This window comes from Caldibacillus sp. 210928-DFI.2.18 (assembly GCF_020554505.1).
In the GTDB taxonomy this organism is placed as follows: domain Bacteria; phylum Bacillota; class Bacilli; order Bacillales; family Caldibacillaceae; genus Caldifermentibacillus; species Caldifermentibacillus hisashii.
In genome coordinates this window covers 1-23566 of sequence record NZ_JAJCHL010000028.1, presented here as the reverse complement: position 1 = coordinate 23566, position 23566 = coordinate 1, and the positions used below count along the sequence as shown (strand labels likewise).

Here is a 23566-nt window from a genome sequence, read left to right as displayed (position 1 = left end):
TATTGTAATTGTGTTAATTTTCAGACATCATGTGTTTTGCTTAAATATGGCTTTTTGGGGCGAATCATATGGGCTTGCCTTAAATTTTTTCAAAAACATACCATGAACGCATAATATTTTGTGTCTTATCAATTGATACCGTGAAGTACTTATTGTCGTTTGAATATGGTATTGGGGGAAATAAATAAAAATGTTGAAAATAAAAGATATTGAAATTGGCGAAGGAATACCAAAAGTGATCATTCCGCTGATGGGAACAACGGATCAAGAATTACTTGAAGAATTGGAAGAAATTAAAGATTTGAAACCTGATATCATTGAATGGCGTGCAGATGCTTATTCAAAAGTTGAAGATTTAGCAGCAATAAAAAATCTACTTGAAAAAATGAGTACCCAACTGTTCAATATTCCGCTCATTTTTACGTTCCGTACGCATAAAGAGGGCGGGATGAAAGAAATTGCCGGAGACTATTATTTGAAACTATTAAAAACCGTTATCCAAACAAAAAGAGCAGATCTTGTTGATATTGAACTATCCAGCGGTGAAACAATTGTAAAAGAAGTGGTTGCTTTGGCTAAAGAAAATGGAGTTTATATGATTATTTCAAACCACGATTTCCAGCAAACGCCAACAAAGGATGAAATAATTCGCCGGCTTGAGACCATGCAATTGCTTGGTGGTCATATCTCAAAAATCGCCGTTATGCCGAAAAATGTTCAAGATATTCTTACCTTACTAGATGCTACGATTACGATGAAAAATAAGGATAGAGACCATCCGCTCATTACGATGGCCATGGGTCCCCTTGGATTAATCAGTCGTTTATCCGGAGAACTGTTCGGCTCAGCTTGTACGTTTGGAGCCGGTAGAACCGCTTCGGCACCGGGGCAAATTCCTGCCGATGATTTAAGACACGTATTGAACATCTTTCATAAATATTTTGAAGCAGGAAGGTATATTTAGCATTAAAAAGATGTGAGCTTATTTAACAAAAGAAAAGCAGTCAGGAAAGGATTTATCATGGAAAAAAGAATAATTATTACAGGATACGGTGTTGTCGCCAAAGAATTTTGTAAACTATTGTTGAGCCATTCCGATTCAATTAAAAATATGTACGGTTTCCATCCAAAAGTGACAGGTATTATTGGTACAAAAGGGATGCTTTATGAAGCAGAAGGGATCTCTTTGGACAAATTGATGAATTATGACGTTGGATCCAATGCACTTACTCAATATGCCGAGGAAAAAAATATTTTTTTAGTCCCTCCAAAATGGAATGGTGATGTCCTTGTTGAATGTACACCAACCGATATTAAGACCGGCGAGCCGGGATTATCGTACATACTAAATGCCATCGAAGCAGGAATGGCTATTGTTTCTGCTTCAAAAGGGGCGCTTGTTCATTCTTTTAAAAGAATAAAAGAAGCAGCTCGGAAAAAAGGGGTCAGTATGAAATTCAGTGGGGCAACCGCGGCTGCACTGCCGACCATGGATATTGGCGGGTATAGTTTGGCCGGCGCAACAATAACAAGGATTGAGGGAATTTTAAACGGGACCACAAACTTTATTTTGACTACCATGGCCGACAACAATCTATCATTCGATGAAGCTTTAAAAGTCGCTCAAATGAAAGGAATTGCCGAGAGGAACCCGAGTTTAGATGTGAAAGGCTATGATAGTGCAGGTAAAATTTTATTAATTACGAACGGGCTATTGGAAACGAGTTTTTCCTTAAACGATATCCAAATTGTGGGAATTGAACATGTCACAAAAGAGAAAATAAATGACGCACAGGAGAAGAATGAACGAATAAAATTATTGGCCAGTGTCATTTTAAAAAATGAACATCTTTCCCTAGAGGTGAGACCAAGAAACATTCCGCCTTCCAATCCTTTGTATTATGTAAATGGATCAAATAAAGGAATCGTCTTTGAAACGAAAGAAATGGGCACTGTTTGCATAACAGGCGGTGCATCACACCCGAGAGGTGCAGCGGCAGCAGTATTAAAAGATGTCATAAATTTATATCGGAGAGATTTGTAATTTGTATGTAACATGAAGAGTGTCTTTTGAACGTCGTAAATGGAAAGCGGGTAACTCTCTATTTTGTTGACGAGATACATTTTCGTCGACTTTTTTAGGCTAGAAAGTCTCAGTTTTACGGACGAAACCGACCTCCTCACCAATTAATTTGAGGCGAAAAATGCTCGTTTTTGACGACGCTCCTGATTCTCTTTACCATTTTTAGGTGAGAAATGCTTGTTTTCTACGACGAAACCGAAACTCGTCACCATTTTGCGGTGAGAATTACTCAAATTTGACGACGAACCCTCTTTGGGATACAAACCTCAAGTAAATATTCACCTTTCCTTGTTAAAAATTAATTGATAAAATTAATTGATAAAGATTGGAGATGATAGTTTTGGCGGAAACACACAGATTTACAAAAGGGGAGGAGATTGCAAATGCTGTCACTCACGGTATCGGAGCGTTATTAAGTATAGCAGCACTCGTCATCCTTATTGTTTCGTCATCAATAAACGGAACTGCAATTCATGTTGTGAGTTTTACGATTTTCGGGGCGACAATGGTTTTATTATATACATCATCTACGCTTGTTCACGCCCTTCCCCAAGGAAAAGCGAAAGATGTTTTCGAAATACTGGATCATTCATCCATATACTTGTTTATTGCCGGATCCTATACGCCCATTACATTACTTGTTATAAAAGGTGGTCTGGGTTGGACTTTGTTCGGTATTGTTTGGGGGCTTGCCATTGGCGGAATTGTTTTTAAATCTCTTTTCGTGAAAAAATTTTTATATACATCGACCATCCTTTATGTATTAATGGGTTGGCTTGTTGTCATCGGTTGGAAGCAAATTGTCGAAAATATGCCATTCAATGGTGTTGTATTACTTGTAATCGGCGGCGTTTTTTATACAATCGGAGCGATCTTTTATGTCTGGCGCGGATTTAAATTTCATCATATGATTTGGCATTTGTTCGTTATTGCTGGAACTGTCGCCCATTTCTTCTGTGTGTTGTTTTATCTACTGCCTTAAAACAAACCGCAGTCCTAAAAGTACTGGGACTGCGGTTTGTTTATTTTACATTGAAAGCGGATACAAAATAGGATAGAATAATAATAGATTGCTAGATAGAAAAATTATTGAAAGTGGGGACCTATGATGAAAGCCTTGCAAACGGTTTATGTGAATCACTTTACAAATGGAATTCTTGATCCAAATGAAGAGATGGAATATGTTGTAAAAGATGGAGGCCATATTATTGCGAATACAGCACCGGGATGTTGGGGACCAATGATTACACCTGCCTTAAAAGGTGGCCATGAAGTAACAAAACCTGTCTACGTTGAGGGAGCTGAGGTGGGGGATGCGATTGTTATTCGGATCAAATCCATTGAAGTAACATCCGTTGTTACTGCCTCCGGAAATGATAAACCAATGGAAGGAAGATTTAACGGAGATCCTTTTGTTGCCGCTAAATGTCCAAACTGTGGAACCGTCAATCCGGAAACGGTGATAAAAGGTATCGGTGAAAAAGCAGTTCACTGTAAACAATGTGATGCAGATATTACACCTTTTACATTCACACATGCGTATACCATTGCTTTTAATGAGAAAAAATCAATCGGTGTCACACTTGACCAACAAGCAGCTGAAAAAGTAGCTCAAGATGGTAAAAAGTATATGAATACACCGGAAAACTCAATTCAAAATCCAATTGTTACCTTTGCACCACATGATATGGTCGGAACTATTGCGCGTCTAAGACCGTTCTTAGGACAATTGGGTACAACTCCGGCAAGACCATTCCCGGATTCCCATAATGCAGGTGATTTCGGTCAATTTTTAATAGCCGCCCCTCATGATTATGGTATGACGAAAGAACAATTAGAAGACAGAACAGATGGACATATGGATATTAACCGAGTTCGTGCCGGCGCAATTGTCATTTGTCCGGTTAAAGTTCCGGGTGGCGGAGTTTATTTAGGTGATATGCATGCGATGCAAGGAAATGGAGAAATTGCTGGACATACTACTGATGTTGCAGGGATTGTTACTCTTCAAGTTGAAGTGTTAAAAGGAGCAAATATTGAAGGACCAATCATTCTCCCGGTAGAGGAAGACCTTCCTTATTTGGCAAAACCTTTCACGAAGGAGGAAAGAAAACAAGCGGAAATATTAGCGGAAAAATGGGGAATGGAAAAACTCGAAAAATCCTTACCAATCTCTTTTGTTGGTACAGGAGCGAATTTGAATGAGGCAACTACAAACGGAATGGAACGAGCTGCGAAGTTTTTCAATATCACTGTTCCGGAAGTAATGAACCGCTCTACAATAACCGGCAGCATTGATATCGGTCGTCACCCTGGTGTTGTTACAGTCACCTTCCTTGCTCCAAAAAAATATTTAAAGGAAAAAGGAATTTACGCCATTGTGAAGCAGCAATATAAATAATCATAGAAAGAGCGAGCCGTTTGATATTCAGACGGTTTTCTCTTTTTATAGAATAGTATTTGTGTATAATAATAAAAATTTAAATAAAAACCAAAAAATATTGACACTATTTTTTGATTTTAGTATATTTAAACTATCCTTCAAAAGATGATGTTGCCTACAATTTTCTGTCTTAGTAATTTCATTAATTAATTCACCTCATAATGTAAACGCTAACATACCTGTAACTATCATTGAGCCCTAGGTTATTGTTTTTGCAGAGATAATCTCTGCTACTAAAGAAAATACAACAGGAAAATCACAAAAGAATTGGTACTTTTTCAAACAAAAATGAAATCGCTATCATGAATAATTAAGGAGGAAATATGGTGAGTAAAACTGTAAACACCGTTCTAGGACCCGTCGATGCAAATAAGTTAGGAAAAACATTAATGCATGAACATTTCTTTTTTGGATATGCCGGCTACCATGGAAATTCTTTATATTCAGCGAAAAAAAACGACATTATTCGCATCGGTGTAGAAGTGGCAAATCGGGCAAAAGCACATGGAGTAACTACAATTGTCGATGCGACACCGAATGATTCAGGACGAGATCCCGAACTACTTAAGGAAATTTCTGAACAATCAGGTGTACATATTATTTTTGCAACCGGCTATTATTATGAGGGTGAAGGTGCACCTGCTTACTTTAAATTTAAACAAGGGCTTGGAATTGCAGAAGAGGAAATCTATGAAATGTTCATGAGTGAAATTCTAAACGGTGTTGGTAAAACTGGTCTGAAACCAGGAGTTATCAAACTAGGTTCTAGTAAAGATAGAATAACAGATTATGAACAAATGTTTTTCAGGGCAGCAGCTAGAGTTCAAAAGGAAACTGGCATCTCAATTATTACCCATACACAAGAAGGGACAATGGGACCTGAACAAGCAGAATTACTAATTTCAGAAGGAGTAGATCCGAAGCGAATTCTTATTGGCCATATGTGTGGGAATACCGATATCAGTTATCATCTTCGTACGCTAGAGCAAGGTGTATATGTCGGTTTTGACCGCTTCGGTATTCAAAAATTTGTCGGTGCCCCAATGGATCGAGAGCGAATTGGAACGTTAATCGGTTTGATTGGTTTAGGATACGAAAATCAATTAATTATGTCTCACGATACCGTTAATGTTTGGTTAGGGAAACCACCTGAGTTTCCTGAGGCCATGATTGGTTTGGTGGAAAATTGGCATGTAGGGCATATCTTTGAAAATATTATTCCGGCATTAAAACGTGGTGGTGTTACGGACGAGCAAATTGAAACGATTCTGGTAAAAAACCCGCAAGCTATTTTTGGCGGTGAGTCAAGCAAAAATCGAACAAAAGATGAAATTGAAAAGGTCGTCCGTTAAATAATAATCATCAATTAGAGGGGGATAAGTACATGAAAGCTGCACAAATAGTAGAATTGAAAAAGCCATTGCTTGTAGGGCAGGTTCCTGATCCGACGCCGGGAGTCCATGATGTGATTGTAAAAGTAGAGGCAAGTGGTGTATGTCGTAGTGATTGGCATGCATGGATGGGAGATATGGGGTGGCTTGGTATAAAGCCTGAACTACCGATTATTCCTGGACATGAAATGGGAGGCGTTGTTGTTGAAGTTGGGAAAGAAATCAAGAATTTCAAGCCGGGCGATCGTGTGACGACACCGTTTCATGAATCCTGTGCCCATTGTTCCTACTGTCTAAGCGGCAGGTCCAATCTATGTGAACATGTTAGAGTGCATGGAATGGTCAATGACGGGGCTTATGCAGAATATATTCGCATCCCACAAGGTGATTTTAATTTGGTTCATCTCCCTGATGAAGTTGATGCGATAACGGCTGCTGCCATTGGCTGTCGCTATATGACCGGATTCCACGGTGTCGTCAAAACAAATATACGTCCCGGTGATTGGCTTGTTGTTAATGGTTCCGGTGGGGTCGGATTATCCGCTATTCAAGTCGCCAACGCTTTAGGTGCACAAGTTATTGCAGTAGATATTGATGATAAAAAGCTTGAAATGGCTCAAAAAGAGGGAGCAGTAGTCACAATTAATGCTCGTAAGGAAGTTGTCCCCAAAGCTGTGCAGGAAATCACAAAAGGCGGTGCCCATGCTTCCATTGATGCACTTGGTATAAAAGAAACTATTGTAAATTCCATTTTATCGCTTAGAAAGGGTGGTCGCCATGTCCAAATCGGACTTACAACCAGCAGTGAATCAGGAGTTGTCGACATACCCATTGATATGGTGACAATGATGGAATTGGAAGTGGTTGGAAGCCTGGGGAATCCCCGCACCGAATATGATGGATTATTGCGACTGATCGCCCGTGGGAAATTAAATCCAAAATCACTTGTATCTCGTGAAATTTCTCTAAATGATGTAACAGATGTATTTAACGACATGTCAAATTATCAAACATATGGATTTAATATCATAACTGATTTTAGTTAAACTTGTTATTTGAAGGTGTTGGCTATAATAGTAGTAAACTCTTATTATCTAGGAAATACAACAAGCTGATTTCAATAAAGTGAAACTTCTATCCGTGGGGGGTTCTTCATCTCCACCTATCTTCTTTGTAATCTCGAAAATCTTTAGGTGACTCGCCATTAAGGTGGGATAAAAAATGAACTGTCCAAAAATCCTGTGTATCTGGTAATGCTCAAAGGGATGCGTTTGGACAGTTTTCTATTTTCAAGGATTTATTGGTCTAACTGATTATTAGACCGTATGTTTATTAAATTTCCAATTGCATCATGATATTGATCCCTGACATAATGGAATTCATTTGTGATTTCTTCTTTATGTCGAACCGTCCCCATATCATCATGAATCCGGTAGTTTGTTAGGGTCATTGGGAAATAATGAATGGGATATTGTAAAGCGACCCGAAGCCAATATTCATAGTCTTGTGCGTATTTTAGTTGTTCATTAAAAAGTCCAACAGTTTCTACAACTTTTTTCGAAAACATCACCGTACAGCCATTAATTGGATTATAATTTTGCAATAATTTCAGGAGCTCTAAATCATTGTTGAAATGAAGACCGGCATTGTATTTAATAATTTCGCTGTTTTTATTCATTGTATTAAAATTTGTACAGCTAAGAAATGCATTTTTTCTTTGCATAAAGTTCAGTTGATGCCGGACTTTATCGGGATGAATTGTATCATCAGAACTTAACCACACGAAATAATCGCTCTTTGCCTGTTTAATTCCAAAATTCATTGCCGAAGCGACTCCGTTATTTTCTTTTTCCAAATACGTAATTCTTGATAGATAAGAGGATATGCGTTCTTTATACATGGTTGAGCCGTCATCGATAACAATCACTTCTATATGAGGGTAGCTTTGAGCTAATGCACTCTGAACCGCTTGCCCAACATAGGGACAATTATAAAACGGAATCAATATACTGACGGTCTCATTCCTTTCTACCAAATAATCACTCCCTTTCCGTTCATGTTTCTCATATTAAAATATTCCGATAAAAGAATAAAGCGTGGGCTGACACAATCATTACACCATTCAAGTTTTTCGGCATATGGTGATATAAGGCATATTTGTAAAAAACAGGAGAGGATACAATGAAAATACTTTTCGTTTATTATGTGCCGAGTGGGGGGGTTGAAACATTAAATCGTCAAAGAAGCCTGGCACTGAAAAAGATTGGAATGAATTGTCATTTCCTTTACTATGAAAATAGACGGGATTTACTAAATGATCATGCGGCCCCTGTCTTCATTACAAATAACGATCAGGAAATAAAACAAATATTGGAGACAGGCAAATATCAAGCCATTGTCATTACGTCCGACTTTCAAGCATTACCAAGATTTCAATCGCTCGGGTATCAAGGAAAAATGATTATCGAAGTACAAGGTTACGGCCCCAAACACGTCGCCCGGAAAGTGTTTCAAAGTGTCGTTCCGCTCGTAACCCGGTATGCTGATGGCTTGTTAAATCCGAAAACCCCACATATTGAACAGCTATTTCATGAATTATTTCCGACCGTACCGAAATTCCAATTTAATAATTGCTTTGATACGACGAAATTTTCTTACCAAAAGACAACCGGCCATCCCCATCCGATTGTCGCTTGGATCGGCCGGATTGAGGACAATAAAAATTGGCGGGAATTTCTTTTTATTGGTGCAAAGTTAATTGAGAAGGTTAATCCGAACATTCAATTATATATGTTCGAGGATCCTACGTTAAGTACACAAAGGGAACGGCAAAAATTTGAAGCAACAATAAGCCGGTTGAATTTGCAAAATCATGTAACTTTGCATGCGAATGTTCCGAATGGAAATATGGCAGAATATTATTCTCGTATAGGAGACTCCGGCGGTTTTCTTTGTTCAACATCAAAAGTGGAAGGAGCCCCATACGCCATTCTTGAAGCTTTGAGTTGTAAATGTCCAATCCTTACGACCGATTCTGATGGCGTAAGAAGTTCAATTATCCATAACGAGACCGGTAAATATTATACAATCGGCAATATTTCTGAAGCAGTTACTCAAGCGGTCGAATTAATGAGCAATACTGAGATTCGTGAACATATCCGTTCAAAAGGTTATGAACATGTGAAAGTGAATTTTAGTCCTGAACTCTATGGAAAACATTTCCGGAATATGCTTCAAGCTATTGGTGTTAATTGAATGATATTGAACAAGGATCTTGCAGGATCTCACCGGGTCCTATGTTACTTCTTTAATTTTTTATAGCCATATACTTCAAAATCGTTGGAAAACACGGTATTGACCAACTGAATGGCCTCTTTGTCATAAAAACTTTTATAAGTTGGAAATTTGCCTGTAGTAATAAAGGTGGATTCTGATATTTCTTTATCGGCAAAGTTTCCTTTTAGCTTCATTGCTGGAGATAGGTGATGAGTTGATTTTGATAATTCAAGCAGATTTGAGCTTTTCAGTTTATATTTGTCTTCGATTTGTTTTATTTGCTTCTGGAAAGTTTCAAGATATATATACTGATCAACAAATTCTTCTTCCCCAGGTTCATATTGTGGGGCAAAATGGCTGTCATAACCTTCAGCCGTTTTGATATATTGTAAAAATTGCTTGAATGTAATGCCTTTCGTACTGTTTTTATCATGATAAAAAAATTCGCGGATTTTTTCCCATTCTTTTTCCCAATGTTGATTTCCTTTCGATGTGGCAAGGATTAAAAATTGGCTGACTGCTCTTTTATACGGGTTGCGAACAAGTTTCAATGTATCTTTTTTTTTCGTCAAAAGATGGTCTATTACATCCTGCATATAAGTCGGTTTCTGCTTATAGACTTCATTCTCATAAAAATGTACCCAAGGATTGTAGTCAATAGCTTCCTCAAGCAGATCGACTTGAAAGAAAAACCATTTTAAGAAAGTAGTACATCCGCTTTTTTGACTCCAGAATAAAATAATTGGAAAATTAGGGTGAAAATGTGGCAAACGTTTTTTTACTACATTTTCCACTCTAACTTCTTTACTTTGCACTGTGTGTCACTTCCTTTTGAAAATTATTTTCAATATGCTTTCTATTTAATCTATGCTTAAGCTAGTATTTTGCAAGGGACGGGTACATAGAAAATCTGTAATTTGAAAGAAAGAAACTCCGAGGCCACTGAAAAACAATTCGAATAAGTCCACTTACACAATATATAGAAGGATAGGCCACAAAAATACATGTTAAGAAAGTAATCTTATTATTATTTAGCACTTCTACGGTCTTGAAATTCCATGTTGGTCATACCGATTTCTTTTCCTCTTGAATATGATACTTTAAGGACAGCCAAAAGTTTATGGAAAAGTAATGAGGTGGAACGTAATATGAAAATTTTGCTTGCGACCTTCTGGGAAATTCCTCATACAGGAGGGGTATGGAAGTATATGCAACAATTGAAAGAAAGACTGGAATCACTCGGTCATGAAGTTGATCTTTTCGGTTACGGGGATCAAGGGAATTTTGTTTATATCTATAATAAAAATCAAAAAGTAAATAAACGTTTTTTTCTAGGTGAAATTAAACAAGCTTTTCCGGCAATGGTGTTGGATTCTGTCATTCATTATTATGAAGAACGCATGTATTTTTATGAACTTGCGGCAAAAATACTTGGAATCGGAAATTATGATTTAATCCATTGCCAAGATGTGTTCTCTGCCGTTATTTTCAATCGAATTCGTGCAAAACATACTGCATTGGTGGCCACACTGCACGGATGTGTTGCCCATGAAATTTTAGAAGCGTATTATCGTTCAAAGAATCCGGTTTCTTCCCACGGTGACAGTTATTTTGGAAATCTAGAATTTAATGGCGCAACGGCCGGTGAAATAACGATTATCGCCAATAACTGGATGAAAAATATTTTAGTTGAAGAATATAATGTCCCCGTTTCACAACTTAAAATTCATCACTATGGCTATGATATCGAGACTTTTTTGGAGCAAATGAATCATCCATCACCAATCCAAAAACCAGTCACACAAAAGGTAATCATCTATACCGGAAGACTTTCTGAGATGAAAGGAGTCCATCATTTGATTGGTGCATTAGCTCGACTGAAAAAGAAGAGACATGATTGGGTTTGTTGGATCGTCGGGGATGGTCCGCAAGATCAAGTGTTACAAAAACAAGTAGCGTTACTTGGGCTGGACAATGAGGTGTCTTTTTTCGGAAAAAGAAAGGATATACCATATCTATTATCACTCGCCGATATCCTCGTTCTCCCGACATTAATCGATAATCAGCCATTATCTGTTATCGAAGCACAACTTGCCGGGAAAGCGGTAATTGCCAGCAATGTCGGTGGTGTGCCGGAAATGATTGAACATGGGATGACCGGTGTCTTAACGCCACCCGGTGATGAGGAAATGCTTGCTGTCCATATCGATTATTTACTGGAACATGAGCCGTATCTTGCTAATTTAGGTAAAAGGGCAAAAGATTGGGCACTGACACATTGGTCTTTAAATCAAGCGATTGAAAAAATAGTAAATATTTATGAACAGGCAATTTTTTTACGAAAAACCGAAATTGACGAAGCGAACAAAAATTAAAGGCTATTTTGGTCAAATGCTATATACGAAAAATCAGAGCGAACATAATATAAATTTAAAAGATGTGAGGTGGGTAATCACAAATTAGAAATTATTTGATTAAGTAAAATCTTGAACGAATCGGACACATGGGGCAGTTCATACTCCACCTATCTTCTTTGTAAACTCGAAAACCCTGAGGTGGAGGTCTTTACTACGCCCGAGGTTGGATAAAGGAGAATGACAAGTTTTGCATAAATTAAAGGGTATGTATGATTCCATTTTCAGTTTAGGGCATCTTTGCTTAGCCGCCATGCAAATGCGGAAGTTTCAGTTACGTCCGTTTTCGGGTGTGCTGGATTGGGTTGGTTCCCCACAATTATCAAAAGTCAATTTGCTGATTAAAAACCGTTTTTCCGATTTTTTGAATATCAATCATTTAAAACCCTATCGCTATCTCTCACCTACAGATTTATATGTTCATGACTTTGTTTATGATATTGGCTTTAACCATGATTTTAAAACCGATAAAAACACATTAACTCATTTAGGCGGGTATGCGGAAGTAAAAGCAAAATATGACAGAAGAATTAATCGGTTTCTTGAAAAAATGAATACGAGTAAGCGAATTTTATTCATCCGAACTGAAGCAAATGAAGCAAAATTTGAAGATGTAAAAGAATTGGAGACGATTTTGTCCAATATGGTAGCCGGAGATTTTCACATTCTATTAGTCCACCATAAAAACATCAGTCATATGATTGAAAAGCCGTATCCGCTTTCCTCAGTAACTCTTGTTGAACTGCCAAATAAAGAAATTTGGGATGAAAATGATCCATATTGGGCAAAAATTTTCCAAGGTGTTTCCTTAATGAAGTAACTCATTGGTCTCCCCTTAAAGCGGGATTAAGTGAGACTTCCAGCAGTGGGGTTTTCTTCACCCTCATTGATGGGTAGCTGAACCAATCGGGCACTTATCTTTCTCCCTTTACATCTTTGATTTTCCTTTAGTCACATGAGGAAGATTTAGTGACCGTTCGTGCGGGATAAAGACATTGGAGAGGAGCCATAGAATGAAAGTTTTAGTTACGGGTGGAGCAGGTTTTATCGGATCATATCTCGTTGATCAACTCGTTAAGTTAGAATATGACGTACATGTAATCGATAATTTTTCTACGGGAAAACGGGGTTTTTTATCGCCACTTGCACATTTGTATGAATTTGATATATGCGGAATCGAAACGAGACAATGGATTCAAGAAGAAAAACCGGATGTGATTTTTCATTTAGCCGCACAAGCCGATGTTTCAAAATCGATGAATAAACCTAGAGTGGATGCCGATACGAATATTAACGGGACAATCAATATTTTAGAAGCTTGTCGTAATCACGATATAAAAAAACTTATATTTTCTTCCACTTCAGCGGTATATGGAAACATTGTGAGAGATCGAATAAGTGAAAAGGACTTGGCTGAACCCGTTTCTTTTTATGGATTATCGAAACGTACGGCAGAAACATATATTCAATTGTTTTCGCAACTTTACGATATTCCTTTTACGATTCTTCGTTACGGAAATGTGTATGGACCACGGCAAACCGTGAAAGGAGAAGGAGGTGTCATTGCTGTATTCCTTGATCAATTAAAGAAGCAAAAACCATTAAATATTCATGGTGATGGAGAACAAACAAGAGATTTCATTTTTGTTAAGGACATTGTTCAAGCGAATCTGGCCGCCATTGAACGGGGAAATCGGGATATTTTTAATATAAGCACAGCTCAAAGTACATCCGTCAACCAAATTGTAAACATACTCAGGCAATTACACAAGCAACCGGTGTTGGTTCGCTATTCCGCAGCGAGAAAAGGAGATATCCAGGATAGTTGTCTGGATAATCAAAAAGCAAAAAAATGGCTTGAATGGAGACCAAGAATAGATATTCATAGCGGATTAGCGGAAACATACCAATACGTTTTTAGCTAACGATTTGAGGACCGTTGTATTGTAATCCCCCTAAAAAAACGATTTCAACATTTGGATTTCAACATTTCAATAAAAAACTTGGGCGTCAAAATGTTTAGGCGACTCGTGATGTGATATTAAATTTTTTTGGCTGCGGTATATTGGATCGCAGCTTTTTTCTTGTGCCCTTATACGTAAGTCCAAAATTTCCATCTGCGTCGAATTCGCACCTTTGCTGAAAATTTATACTTACCATATAAAATAAATTTTCAAAATCCACTTAAAAAATAGTTGACAGGTCGGAATAGTATGATTAAAATATAACTCAATAAAATACCCTATAACATTTTTTTATACGCTGAATATAATACATAGAAAATTTTAAAGCCGTAAGTAGCTAAATAGGTATTGTGGGGCAAATGAAGGAGGAAACAAGGATGAGCAAATTAATTGTGTTTGCAATTGTCGGCTTTTTCGCACAACTGATTGACGGAGCGTTAGGAATGGCTTATGGTGTCACTTCGACAACTTTGTTATTGGCCTTTAGTGTGAATCCTGCGGCGGCATCCGCATCTGTGCATTTAGCTGAATTGGTGACGACTGCCGCATCGGGCGCTTCTCATATTAAATTTGGCAATGTCGATAAAAAGATGGTTTTTCGCCTGATTATCCCGGGAGCAATTGGAGCTTTTTTAGGTGCAACATTTTTAAGTAATTTACCCGGTGATGTCATTAAGCCATATGTTTCATTATTTTTATTACTATTAGGCGTATATATTCTAATTCGTTTTCTATTTATCTATAAAAAAATGGAAGAACAGAAAAATGTTCAGTTGTCCTATAAGCAATCCATCCCTCTAGGTTTTATCGGCGGATTTTTTGATGCAACCGGCGGCGGTGGCTGGGGACCAATCACAACACCAGTCTTACTTTCTAAAAAAGGAATGAGTGCGAGAAAAGCTGTCGGTACGGTGGATACAAGCGAATTTGTCATCGCCTTATCCGCTTCATTAGGTTTTTTCCTATCTCTCGGTTCAGAACTGATTGAATGGGTGTGGGTGATTGCGCTAATGATCGGAGGCGTTTTGGCGGCACCACTGGCAGCATGGCTTGTGCGTGTTGTCCCTACACAAATAATGGGTGCTTTAGTAGGCGGATTTATTGTTTTAACAAATGCGAGAACAATCTTTTCCACTTGGATATCCGATGATTCGATTTATCCGGTTTTATACGGTTTGATTATCGTAACTTGGATTGCGGCGGTTGGATATGCCATATATAAATATAACCTGGACAGAAAAGCTTCCGAAGCAGATTTACCTTTGGATGTCGAGGCGTAATGGATCAACCTGTTCAATTACCTTAACCGCGACAAAGGGATCACCCGCAATTCTCTAAATTAGTTAATCAAATTCTAAATAGAATTTTGGGAAAAAGAGAAAATGCTGTATATAATGCAGAACGTACAGTTAACTTATGAAAAATATAAAAGAAAATTAACGTTATCCTAATAATGATTGCCCGGTTCTGCTATAATTTAAGTAGAAGATAGGCGAGAGGTAGGGCGAATTTCGTGAATATCGACAGTTTACGGTTGTTTTGTTTGGTAGTTGAGGAGGGAAGTATTAGTCAAGCGGCACGGTTGAGTGGCTTATCTCAGCCGGCCGTAACAAAACAAATGCATCAATTGGAAAATACGTATGGAACGCTTTTGTTTGATCGGACTGACGGGAAACTAAAATTAACTAGTGCCGGGAAAACCCTGTATCCGTACGCAAAAGAAATTGTAAAAGACTACAACCGTTCAAAAGAAACCATCCAGCAACTCATCGGGAATGACGATAGGAAACTTCATGTTGGTGCATCATTAACGATTGGGGAATATTTTTTACCTAAAATTCTCGGAGTTTTCAAACGAAATCATCCATCCGTAAGATTATTGCTGGAAATCGGAAATTCACCGAATATTCTCGAGAAACTTTCTAATGATGTTATTGATATTGCTTTTGTTGAAGGGGTAGTTGAAAACAAACATTTTACAGTGGAAAAATTTGCGGACGATGAACTGATCTTAGTTTGTCCAACCGGCCACCCATGGACGAAAAGACAATATATTGATATTGAAGAATTAGCGAAGGAACATATGATCTGGCGTGAATCAACTTCCGGAACAAGATTAATCGTGGAACAAGCATTGAAAGAATTTGGAGTACTGAATAAAATTCAAAGTTATATGGAGCTCGGCAGTACCCAAGCGATTAAAAGTGCGGTTGAAGCAGGATTAGGAATTAGCATCTTACCGAGAATTACAGTGGAAAAAGAACTGCAACATGATGAACTTGCAGAAGTAAAAATAAAAGACATTCATATTCACAGAAATTTATGGATGGTACAAAAACCGCAGCGCTTTTTAAGGAAAAACGTAGATACATTAATACACTTTTTTTCCAACATACTATAAAACTTAGTGAAAGGAGAGGAAATGCATGGCAGAAATTACCACAGGAATTCTTCAAAATGGTGAGCCGTTTATTGTCAGAACATTGACGGTGGATGATTTAGATACGATGAGTCAATTACAATCAAAAGTAATTGACCACTTACCTCGTTCGGAGTTTTTAGAACCTACGAGTAAAGAACAATTCATCGACATTTTCCAAAAAGAGGGAATCGTGCTTGGTGTATTTGTCCAAGACCGTCTTGTCGCCTTTCGAATCTTTTCTTTACCGGATTCGCTTGAAGAAAAGATTGCCCTAGAGGTGGGAATCTTGAAAGAAGAATTGCCAATCACGCTCTTTTCGGTAGTTACTAATGTTGATCCGGATTATCGCGGGTCGGGATTACAAAAGTTATTAGGGGAAAAAATAATGGAAACAATTGATCGAAACCGCTTCCGTTATGTTTTATCTACGGTTGCTCCATTCAATATTCCAAGTTTAAAAGATAAATTTTTTCTCGGTTTTTCCATCGTAGATTTAAAAGAGCAATATAACGGAAAACTGCGCTATACATTTTTTAAAGATTTTCAAAAGGAATCGGTTGAATTTGAACTTGTGGATTTTTCCGTCAATATGTCCGATTACGGAAGACAGAAGGAGTTATTCCAGCTCGGATATTTCGGTACGGGAATTTTTTACCAAAATGACGAATGGATGGTACAGTTTGGAGTGAAAAAGAAATAATTTTTTGATGCAAAAAAATAGTCTGTAGGGCAGTATTCTTACAGACTTAATATTGGATAATTATTCCATTGTTCCGGTACTTTTAATATTTACGTCCATATCGATAGTGAATTTTGCCTGTGGATATAAGTTTCGCCATTCTTTATACATATCACCCGTATGAAGATGAGTTGCTTTATAACGTAAACCAAATCCAAGCGGGTCAACATTTTGCTTTTGCAAATAGGTCAATAATTCTAGGATCAATTTTTTGGCAACCTTACTTGATTCTTTCCCATACTCTTCAAGAAGGTCCGATTCCGTATACTTAGATGCTTCTTCAAGAATGCCTTGATGGCGAATTTTATATTTTATAATCGGTCGTTGATTATTTTCACTGTTAATTTTATAGGAAATACTCGTTGAATGAATAAATACCCCATATTTAAATTTACCATTTTTCTCCTTTATCTGTGCATTAAATCTTTCAATATTTCCTCGTAATATATTATATACCATCGTTTGTTGCGGATTTAACTCGACAAACTTTCCGTCTCCGATAACAAGAGCACGATGGACAACAAATCTTTTTTCTTTCTTATCAATTTTTATAATCGGCAAAACAGGGTCAATGCCGGTTTCAATTTGCTGTCTCCTGAAATCGAACAAATACTTCGGAGTGATATAAGGTGACTGAACTGATGTTCTGTTAAAGAAATTAAATAATGGTGCTGTTACAGATGATTGTGATTTTGGTTCCATTTTGAGTATATCCTTGGCTCTTTTTTCGGCAATACCAATCCAGGATACTAATTGAATATCTCGTCTCCGATGGAAAAAATCTGTCACATTTCCCAAGTTTCGATCTAATAAATTTTTACTTACGATAATTACTTTTGTATGAGAAAAATCCATATCCTTATCAATGGTAGCTCTTATTAATGCTAATGCTTCTGATATACTCACGCCCTTTTCCGAAAAAAACGCATATTTTACCCCCTCTTGTTTTATATTCCCTGAAGGAACAACTACCTTTATTGTAATTTGATATGGCTTCTTCGTGTCACCGGAATCATCCACTGCAATCGCTGAGACAAACGCTCTTTTGTCAATATCACGAAAGGCACATCCTGATAGAAACGAAATACTCATGAAAAGGATGAAAAGAAAGCGAACAAATTTAAATTGCTTATTCATTATCTTGCTCTCCTTTTTAAATATTGGAAAAGCAGTATCATTGGAAAAAAGAAAAACGGTAACAAGTTATTAAAGAACCTGGAAACTGCTAACAACCAATATTCGTTAAACACGTTAATCAAATATATACTAATTACCCAAAACGCCCCTATAATTAACACGATTATCCAATTTTTTTGTTTAGAAGTAATTTTCTTCGTGCTTATCAATTTTTTTGTAATTTGAACGACAACATGCCAATGAACAAGAATACTTAAAAATGTAGTAAAAATAGAAACGGTTAACATAACATAAAGTACCCGTTCGATAATTCCAAGTGGCATGATAAGTGTATCTGTAGCAATCATCATTGGATGAGGAATTTTATCAATATTTTCATAACCGAGTAGTCCAATCGGAATGAAAAAGCTAACGAGCAATGTTCCAAGGCAAAGTAATAAAGCAATCAGATAATCTTTCCAAGTAAATGTAAAGTCATGTTGCTGAAACTGATTGTTAAAAATAATTAAGTTCGTTATTCCTAAATATACGTACAGTGAATTAGCAATTGCTGAGAAACTAGGAAAATGATTAATATGCATGACTGCTTCCTTAACATAATCAAGTTCAAATTCGTTACTTGTTATTGCTTTAAGTAGAAGAAGAATTAAAAATGGAAACGTAATCAATAATACAATTTCGAGCGTATAAAGTATACTTTTGGTCCGCAAAAGAATGCCGTATGTAATGAATGTCAAAAAGATAATGATCATAAAAACAGTAGGTATTTCAGGTGTCAGAAATCTTTTTAATATAAAAACAAACGAAATTAGCGAAACTAAACCGGCAATAAACCACACAACGGAAATTATCCCAAGGACAATGAATGATAGCCATTTCGGAAAATATGCCAAGAGCAGGTCAGGCAAGTCTTTTCCCGGTACAGTTTGGAAAAAACGTATGAACCCAAATAAAATAATGAACCCCAAAAATACCGATAGAACCATAGCGAGAAGTGAGCCTTGTTCTTTTAAATTAAGTAAAATTTTATGACCTTCAGATATGCTATATCCTAACATGTTAACGATGATGAGATAATAAACATATCGTTTCATGATTTGACACCTTTTGTTTCAACTTTTTTCCGTTGTATAAATAATTTTAAATAAGGTTCACCAAAACTTTCCAAATTAGTTAAATAGAGAACAAATGCTAGAAAAGATAAAATTAAACCGGTAATGCCGGCAATTGTCCCAAAAAACAATAAAACATAACGAATGAGTCGGATGGCAAAACTCATTTCATTAATCGGTATAGCAAAGGTCGCAATCGCAACGGCAGAAACAATGATAACCATAATGTTGGAGGTAAGAGCAGCTTCTGTGGCTGCAGTACCTAATATTAGACCGCCAACCGTTGTTGCTGTTCCACTGATTGCTCTGGGCAAACGAATACTCGCCTCAGTCAATAATTCCATAAAGACGAGGAGGAACAATACCTCAATAAAAGAAGGAAATGGAACACCGACCCGACTGCCTGCAACAGAAAAGGCCAATTCTGAGCGCAAAATTTCAGGGTTATAGGAGGTAACTGCTACATAAACGCCCGGTAACAGTAAACAAATAAATAAACCAAAATAACGAAGTACCTTTAAAAATTTTGAAATTCCAAACGGTAAATACTTATCATCCATCGATGTCATAAAGTCAAAGAATACAGAAGGTGCAATAATTGCATTAGGGGTTCCGTCTAAAATTAAGACCACTTTTCCGCCAGCGATATTTTGGATGACCCGATCTGATCTTTCTGTTATCATCATAATCGGCATAAATGTCCATTTTTTGTCATTCAAAAGTCGCTGTAATTCTGAACTGGATAAAATAACAGAGCGATTCAAATTTTTCACTTTCTCTTGTAAATTTTTCAGTACCGAATCGTTGACATTTTCTTGATCATATAATATAGCCAATGTTTGATTATTACTTGTTCCAATTTGATGCGTTTCAATCTTTAATGAAATATTATGATAACGATGTCGAATGATATTTAAATTCGTTTGGATATCTTCACTTAAGCCTAATTCCGGTCCCTGAATTGTTGGCTCGATATTTGTTTCCAATACCAAATTAGTTGTTATTTTTTTTAAATCAAGTAAATAATTTTGTTCTTGTGTTTGAACAAGTACACTTCCTCTGCTTAATTGCGACAGTACTTTCTCGTTCGTTTCGATTTTGTTATTTTGTGGAAGAGAAGCTATGTAAGAATCAAATAGTTGTATTGAACCCATTTCAAAAAAAGGTTTGATGATATAATTTTGTATTTGGTCATTATCAACGACGGTTTTTAAATAAAGAAGGTGGACTGTTATATTGTCGGTTTGTAATTTTTGATTGATAATATCAAAACTTGGTTCCAGCTTTTCGGCCAATAAGTCAATCAAATTTGTTTGACTCGTAGTTTTTTTCTTTTTGGTTTGCAATCTATCCCTCCTCATTTATAAAGTGACTATCGGTGGGGCAAGCCCTTCTGATAAGTAGTTGAACCAATTGGGCACATACGGGCACTTATCTTCCACCATTGCAACGTAAAATATTTATTAAAGGTAAAAGAGGAAGATTTAATGCCCGTTCGTGCGGGATAAAGTGAAAATTCCATCAGTGGGGGGTTCTGCATCTCCCACTGGTGATTAGTTGAAGCAATCAGACCTATACGGGCAGTTGATTCTATCCCCCATCTTCTTTGTAAAGTTGAAAAATTCGGAGGTGGGGGTCTACTGTACGTTAAGGTGGAATAAAGGGTATGATGGGGATAGTTTATACAAAAATGCACAATTTATACAGAAAATGGGAAACGTGATGGGGAGAGTGATTGTCTGGCAAATATAAACTTTGTTAAACATTAAAAGAGAAGGTGTTCGGGCGAACCTTCTTCATTAGCAACTAACATCTGGATTTCTAAGCTTGAACACTTTTTACTTTTCTATGATGATGACTAAATACTTTATCTAAGAATGTTGCAAAAAGTGATGCCAATATTTGTTGGAAAAGCATGCCGACAACAACTGGCAGAACGACAGCTGACGGAAAATAAGAAAGGGCGATAACAGCACCGGCACTAATATTGCGCATACCACCTAAAAACGTAAAAGCGGTAATTGTTTCATGATCATATTTTAACAATCGACTGATAAGGTAAGCGAAAAAATAACCCGACATTGCGATAAAAAATGCCGTACAAATAATAATAATTAACTTTAAATCAATATTTTTAAAATATGGTGCTACTTCTGAACTGTTTAGCATAACAACTAATCCAAGAAATAGTTTGGAAATGGGGGCGAGTCTCGGCTTCCAAACTGTGCTCATTTTACCATTTGTCATCTGATTAAGTACCATCCCAAAAATGGACGGCAAAACAATCATAAAAAACAATCCCGAAATCATGCTTGAGATATCCATTTCAATATTTTTCCCAACAAAATTAGATAAACTAAGAGGGACGATAAAAGGTGAAAGCAATGAATCAATTAAGATTAGCGCTAACGATAATGCAGTATTCCCTTGTTTCATGGCCGTCCAAATAAAACTCGTGATGGCAGTCGGAATCACCATGCCGAGGATAAGACCGGTAATGGTAAAAATATCGTCGGAAAATACGATATGTCCGACCGACCACGCCCAAAACGGCATAACTATATGAAGAAATAAAAGCAAAATAATAACGGGGAGCGGGTGAAGAACAGCTCCTTTGATGGCTCGAAAATTCATACTGAGACTACCTTCAAAGGTCATAAAAGCAAATAACCAAGGGACAAGAAAAGTATAATCTTGCAGAATACTAGAAAATAAGACGCCTAACACAACACTTGTCGGTGTAATAAACGGCATCATCCGTTCAAGTATACGATTGATTTGTTGTAACATTTGAACCGTCTCCTCATAAAATTTCAGCCTGTCAATGAAGACAATCCGACTAGATACAAAACTAATTATTCCGATTAGATTCAATGAAATTTATTATAACAGTTCAAGTCAAAATTTCAATGGGAAAAGGGACAGTTCTTAATAAATGATAGTATTATTTTCCAACAAGGCTACCAATACGATAGAATTGGATATTTATAGAATATAAGTTCACAAAAACAAAACAGGAATGAAATCCATTCCCGTTATAAGTGATTTGTATACGACTACTCACGATTTTAACATTGAAATTAAGATTTTTTCTCCTTTGATTTAATCTATAAAAACACGAATGTTCTTAGCCCTCAACCCTTGTCAAAGGTTATGGACGGATTTTTTGAGCTTGCTTAATACATGTTGTTTTTATATAGCGATGAAAACAATTTTTATAAATACATATTGAATGCTAGGATGTGATAAATTCTCCACCATTTACGTGGATGGTCTGGCCGGTAACAAACCGAGAATCATCGGAAGCTAGAAAAACATAAGCAGGGGCCAGTTCGAACGGTTGTCCTTGCCGATCCATCGGGTTATCCACCAGTGAAACTTGATCTGCTGAAAAACTTGCGGGTATTAGCGGTGTCCAAATTCGACCCGGGGCAACCGCATTTACACGGATTCCTTTTTTTACTAAGTTTCTTGCCAATGCCCGTGTAAAACCGACAATTGCTGCTTTTGTCGCGGTATAATCGATTAATTGATCATTCCCGACATATGCGACAACTGATGCTGTATTAATAATTGAACTTCCGGGTTTTAAATAATTTAATGCTTCCCTCGTTGTATAAAAATGAGAATAGATATTAACTTTGAATGTGTCATCAAATTGTTCATCGGTAATATCAAGAAGGCTTAATTGTTGAAATTGGATACCAACATGATTACAAAGAATATCGAGTTTACCAAAAGTTTGTACCGTTTGTTGGACGATGTGAACACATTGTTGCTTGTCTCGTAAATCCCCCGGGAGTAAAAGGGCACGTCGGCCAAGTTCTTCAATTCGCTGTTTCGTACGATTCGCATCTTCATGTTCATCTAAATAACTAATGGCAACATCTGCACCTTCTTTTGCAAAACCGATCGCAACCGCTGCACCGATTCCACTATCTCCACCGGTAATAAGGGCTACTTTTCCTTCCAGTTTTCCACTTCCATGTTCATTCGGATTTTCAATAATCGGGCGAGGAACCATTAAGCTCTCTACCCCCGGTTGGCGGTATTGACGCTGTTCAGGAACTGTTAAGGGAACATCTTGGAAACGGGTAATCTTCCCATAGTTTGGTAGTTGAGGATAATTTGATTGTTGATCTTTAAACATGGCAACCTCCTTAAAATTTTTTCAGGTTACTATATGTATTTGTCCGGGCTGTTGTGCCATTGTATGGTGTTCGGACGAGATACATGATTTGAAACGAGAACATATTTTAGAAAAAATGATAAGGGAGGAGGTGAATATGTTGGTCTATTTCAATCCGAATGTCCATTTACTTTTGCTTACGGAAAGCTTTGGAAAGGTACGAGTGTTATATAATGATAATCCACGCGCCTTTCAATTACCAAGTATTGGAGTCCGTCCCCCTTATTACACAAATCCAAGATATGAAGCATATTATCCGATCTTGTAAAAATTGGAAATCTCGAAAAGGATAAAAAGAGACATTGCCTCTATGAGACATTTTTTCTTGATTTTCAATTGACTTTGTCCCATAGCCAGATGTTTCTTTGCTTCTATGGGACATTTCTTCTGATTTTC

Annotated in this window: 21 protein-coding genes; 14 read left to right on the top strand and 7 right to left on the bottom strand. The window is 37.1% G+C overall.

Going from position 1 to position 23566, the window contains the following annotated elements; all coding sequences use genetic code 11:
• Positions 1-184 precede the first annotated feature (184 nt).
• From aroD to LIZ98_RS07975, 6 genes are all read left to right on the top strand, one after another.
• A complete protein-coding gene (gene aroD / locus LIZ98_RS08000) occupies positions 185-964 on the top strand; it encodes a type I 3-dehydroquinate dehydratase (RefSeq protein WP_227139362.1) in 780 nt (259 codons plus the stop codon).
• A 57-nt stretch (positions 965-1021) separates the two neighbouring features.
• A complete protein-coding gene (locus tag LIZ98_RS07995) occupies positions 1022-2044 on the top strand; it encodes a homoserine dehydrogenase (RefSeq protein WP_227139354.1) in 1023 nt (340 codons plus the stop codon).
• Positions 2045-2423: 379 nt separating this feature from the next.
• A complete protein-coding gene (gene trhA / locus LIZ98_RS07990) occupies positions 2424-3065 on the top strand; it encodes a PAQR family membrane homeostasis protein TrhA (RefSeq protein WP_041903444.1) in 642 nt (213 codons plus the stop codon).
• 126 nt (positions 3066-3191) lie between these two features.
• Positions 3192-4484 carry an acetamidase/formamidase family protein gene (locus LIZ98_RS07985; RefSeq protein WP_041903442.1) on the top strand — a complete coding sequence of 431 codons (1293 nt, stop codon included), beginning with the start codon at positions 3192-3194 and terminating at the stop codon, positions 4482-4484.
• A gap of 368 nt (positions 4485-4852) precedes the next feature.
• Positions 4853-5878 carry a phosphotriesterase family protein gene (locus tag LIZ98_RS07980; RefSeq protein ID WP_227139355.1) on the top strand — a complete coding sequence of 342 codons (1026 nt, stop codon included), beginning with the start codon at positions 4853-4855 and terminating at the stop codon, positions 5876-5878.
• Positions 5879-5910: 32 nt separating this feature from the next.
• Positions 5911-6963 (top strand): zinc-dependent alcohol dehydrogenase family protein, encoded by a 1053-nt coding sequence (locus LIZ98_RS07975; protein ID WP_108898057.1) that lies wholly within the window; start codon positions 5911-5913, stop codon positions 6961-6963.
• Between the two features lie 251 nt (positions 6964-7214).
• On the opposite strand, the gene LIZ98_RS07970 is transcribed toward LIZ98_RS07975, so the two are convergent.
• Entirely contained in the window at positions 7215-7952 is a 738-nt protein-coding gene (locus tag LIZ98_RS07970) for a glycosyltransferase family 2 protein (protein WP_108898056.1), read from the bottom strand.
• A gap of 146 nt (positions 7953-8098) precedes the next feature.
• On the opposite strand from LIZ98_RS07970, the gene LIZ98_RS07965 reads away from it, so the two are divergent.
• Positions 8099-9172: a glycosyltransferase family 4 protein gene (locus LIZ98_RS07965; protein ID WP_227091786.1), complete on the top strand. Its 1074-nt coding sequence runs from the start codon at positions 8099-8101 to the stop codon at positions 9170-9172.
• Between the two features lie 44 nt (positions 9173-9216).
• On the opposite strand, the gene LIZ98_RS07960 is transcribed toward LIZ98_RS07965, so the two are convergent.
• On the bottom strand, positions 9217-10008 hold the full coding sequence (locus LIZ98_RS07960; RefSeq protein ID WP_043988368.1) for a sulfotransferase family 2 domain-containing protein: 792 nt from the start codon (positions 10006-10008) through the stop codon (positions 9217-9219).
• Positions 10009-10341: 333 nt separating this feature from the next.
• On the opposite strand from LIZ98_RS07960, the gene LIZ98_RS07955 reads away from it, so the two are divergent.
• The 6 genes from LIZ98_RS07955 to LIZ98_RS07930 all read left to right on the top strand — a co-directional run bounded on the left by LIZ98_RS07955 (position 10342) and on the right by LIZ98_RS07930 (position 16693).
• Positions 10342-11568, top strand: coding sequence for a glycosyltransferase family 4 protein (locus LIZ98_RS07955; protein ID WP_041846125.1), 1227 nt, complete (start codon positions 10342-10344; stop codon positions 11566-11568).
• Between the two features lie 229 nt (positions 11569-11797).
• Complete coding sequence (locus tag LIZ98_RS07950) at positions 11798-12427, top strand: DUF1796 family putative cysteine peptidase (RefSeq protein ID WP_227139356.1); 630 nt, start codon at positions 11798-11800, stop codon at positions 12425-12427.
• Between the two features lie 193 nt (positions 12428-12620).
• Positions 12621-13532, top strand: coding sequence for an NAD-dependent epimerase/dehydratase family protein (locus tag LIZ98_RS07945; RefSeq protein ID WP_227139357.1), 912 nt, complete (start codon positions 12621-12623; stop codon positions 13530-13532).
• A gap of 416 nt (positions 13533-13948) precedes the next feature.
• Positions 13949-14851: a sulfite exporter TauE/SafE family protein gene (locus tag LIZ98_RS07940; RefSeq protein WP_108898051.1), complete on the top strand. Its 903-nt coding sequence runs from the start codon at positions 13949-13951 to the stop codon at positions 14849-14851.
• A 233-nt stretch (positions 14852-15084) separates the two neighbouring features.
• A complete protein-coding gene (locus tag LIZ98_RS07935; RefSeq protein WP_227139358.1) occupies positions 15085-15972 on the top strand; it encodes a LysR family transcriptional regulator in 888 nt (295 codons plus the stop codon).
• Between the two features lie 25 nt (positions 15973-15997).
• Positions 15998-16693, top strand: a complete 696-nt coding sequence (locus tag LIZ98_RS07930) for a GNAT family N-acetyltransferase (protein ID WP_227139359.1) — start codon at positions 15998-16000, stop codon at positions 16691-16693.
• Positions 16694-16753: 60 nt separating this feature from the next.
• Here the strand turns inward: LIZ98_RS07930 and LIZ98_RS07925 are convergent, their stop codons facing one another.
• The 5 genes from LIZ98_RS07925 to LIZ98_RS07905 form a co-directional block, all read right to left on the bottom strand.
• Positions 16754-17869, bottom strand: coding sequence for a Ger(x)C family spore germination protein (locus LIZ98_RS07925; RefSeq protein WP_227139360.1), 1116 nt, complete (start codon positions 17867-17869; stop codon positions 16754-16756).
• Positions 17869-18963, bottom strand: a complete 1095-nt coding sequence (locus tag LIZ98_RS07920) for a GerAB/ArcD/ProY family transporter (RefSeq protein WP_227091777.1) — start codon at positions 18961-18963, stop codon at positions 17869-17871. Before LIZ98_RS07920 ends, LIZ98_RS07925 begins: the two co-directional genes overlap by 1 nt.
• A complete protein-coding gene (locus LIZ98_RS07915; RefSeq protein ID WP_227139361.1) occupies positions 18960-20327 on the bottom strand; it encodes a spore germination protein in 1368 nt (455 codons plus the stop codon). The genes LIZ98_RS07920 and LIZ98_RS07915 overlap by 4 nt, the downstream gene beginning before the upstream one ends.
• A gap of 475 nt (positions 20328-20802) precedes the next feature.
• Positions 20803-21771, bottom strand: coding sequence for a bile acid:sodium symporter family protein (locus tag LIZ98_RS07910; protein WP_041903424.1), 969 nt, complete (start codon positions 21769-21771; stop codon positions 20803-20805).
• Between the two features lie 445 nt (positions 21772-22216).
• Positions 22217-23131: an SDR family oxidoreductase gene (locus tag LIZ98_RS07905; protein WP_034770237.1), complete on the bottom strand. Its 915-nt coding sequence runs from the start codon at positions 23129-23131 to the stop codon at positions 22217-22219.
• A gap of 136 nt (positions 23132-23267) precedes the next feature.
• Here LIZ98_RS07905 and LIZ98_RS07900 point away from each other — a divergent pair, with 136 nt between their 5' ends.
• Positions 23268-23438: a hypothetical protein gene (locus tag LIZ98_RS07900; RefSeq protein WP_162835728.1), complete on the top strand. Its 171-nt coding sequence runs from the start codon at positions 23268-23270 to the stop codon at positions 23436-23438.
• The last annotated feature ends 128 nt before the right edge of the window (positions 23439-23566 follow it).

What these genes read in the sequence shown, in the direction of transcription:
- LIZ98_RS07995 (WP_227139354.1), top strand. Translation starts at nt 1,022, where the DNA reads ATGGAAAAAAGAATAATTATTACAGGATACGGTGTTGTCGCCAAAGAA.
- LIZ98_RS07985 (WP_041903442.1), top strand. Translation starts at nt 3,192, where the DNA reads ATGAAAGCCTTGCAAACGGTTTATGTGAATCACTTTACAAATGGAATT.
- LIZ98_RS07975 (WP_108898057.1), top strand. Translation starts at nt 5,911, where the DNA reads ATGAAAGCTGCACAAATAGTAGAATTGAAAAAGCCATTGCTTGTAGGG.
- LIZ98_RS07965 (WP_227091786.1), top strand. Translation starts at nt 8,099, where the DNA reads ATGAAAATACTTTTCGTTTATTATGTGCCGAGTGGGGGGGTTGAAACA.
- LIZ98_RS07955 (WP_041846125.1), top strand. Translation starts at nt 10,342, where the DNA reads ATGAAAATTTTGCTTGCGACCTTCTGGGAAATTCCTCATACAGGAGGG.
- LIZ98_RS07945 (WP_227139357.1), top strand. Translation starts at nt 12,621, where the DNA reads ATGAAAGTTTTAGTTACGGGTGGAGCAGGTTTTATCGGATCATATCTC.
- LIZ98_RS07940 (WP_108898051.1), top strand. Translation starts at nt 13,949, where the DNA reads ATGAGCAAATTAATTGTGTTTGCAATTGTCGGCTTTTTCGCACAACTG.
- LIZ98_RS07930 (WP_227139359.1), top strand. Translation starts at nt 15,998, where the DNA reads ATGGCAGAAATTACCACAGGAATTCTTCAAAATGGTGAGCCGTTTATT.
- LIZ98_RS07925 (WP_227139360.1), bottom strand. Translation starts at nt 17,869, where the DNA reads ATGAATAAGCAATTTAAATTTGTTCGCTTTCTTTTCATCCTTTTCATG.
- LIZ98_RS07920 (WP_227091777.1), bottom strand. Translation starts at nt 18,963, where the DNA reads ATGAAACGATATGTTTATTATCTCATCATCGTTAACATGTTAGGATAT.
- LIZ98_RS07910 (WP_041903424.1), bottom strand. Translation starts at nt 21,771, where the DNA reads ATGTTACAACAAATCAATCGTATACTTGAACGGATGATGCCGTTTATT.
- LIZ98_RS07905 (WP_034770237.1), bottom strand. Translation starts at nt 23,131, where the DNA reads ATGTTTAAAGATCAACAATCAAATTATCCTCAACTACCAAACTATGGG.
- LIZ98_RS07900 (WP_162835728.1), top strand. Translation starts at nt 23,268, where the DNA reads ATGTTGGTCTATTTCAATCCGAATGTCCATTTACTTTTGCTTACGGAA.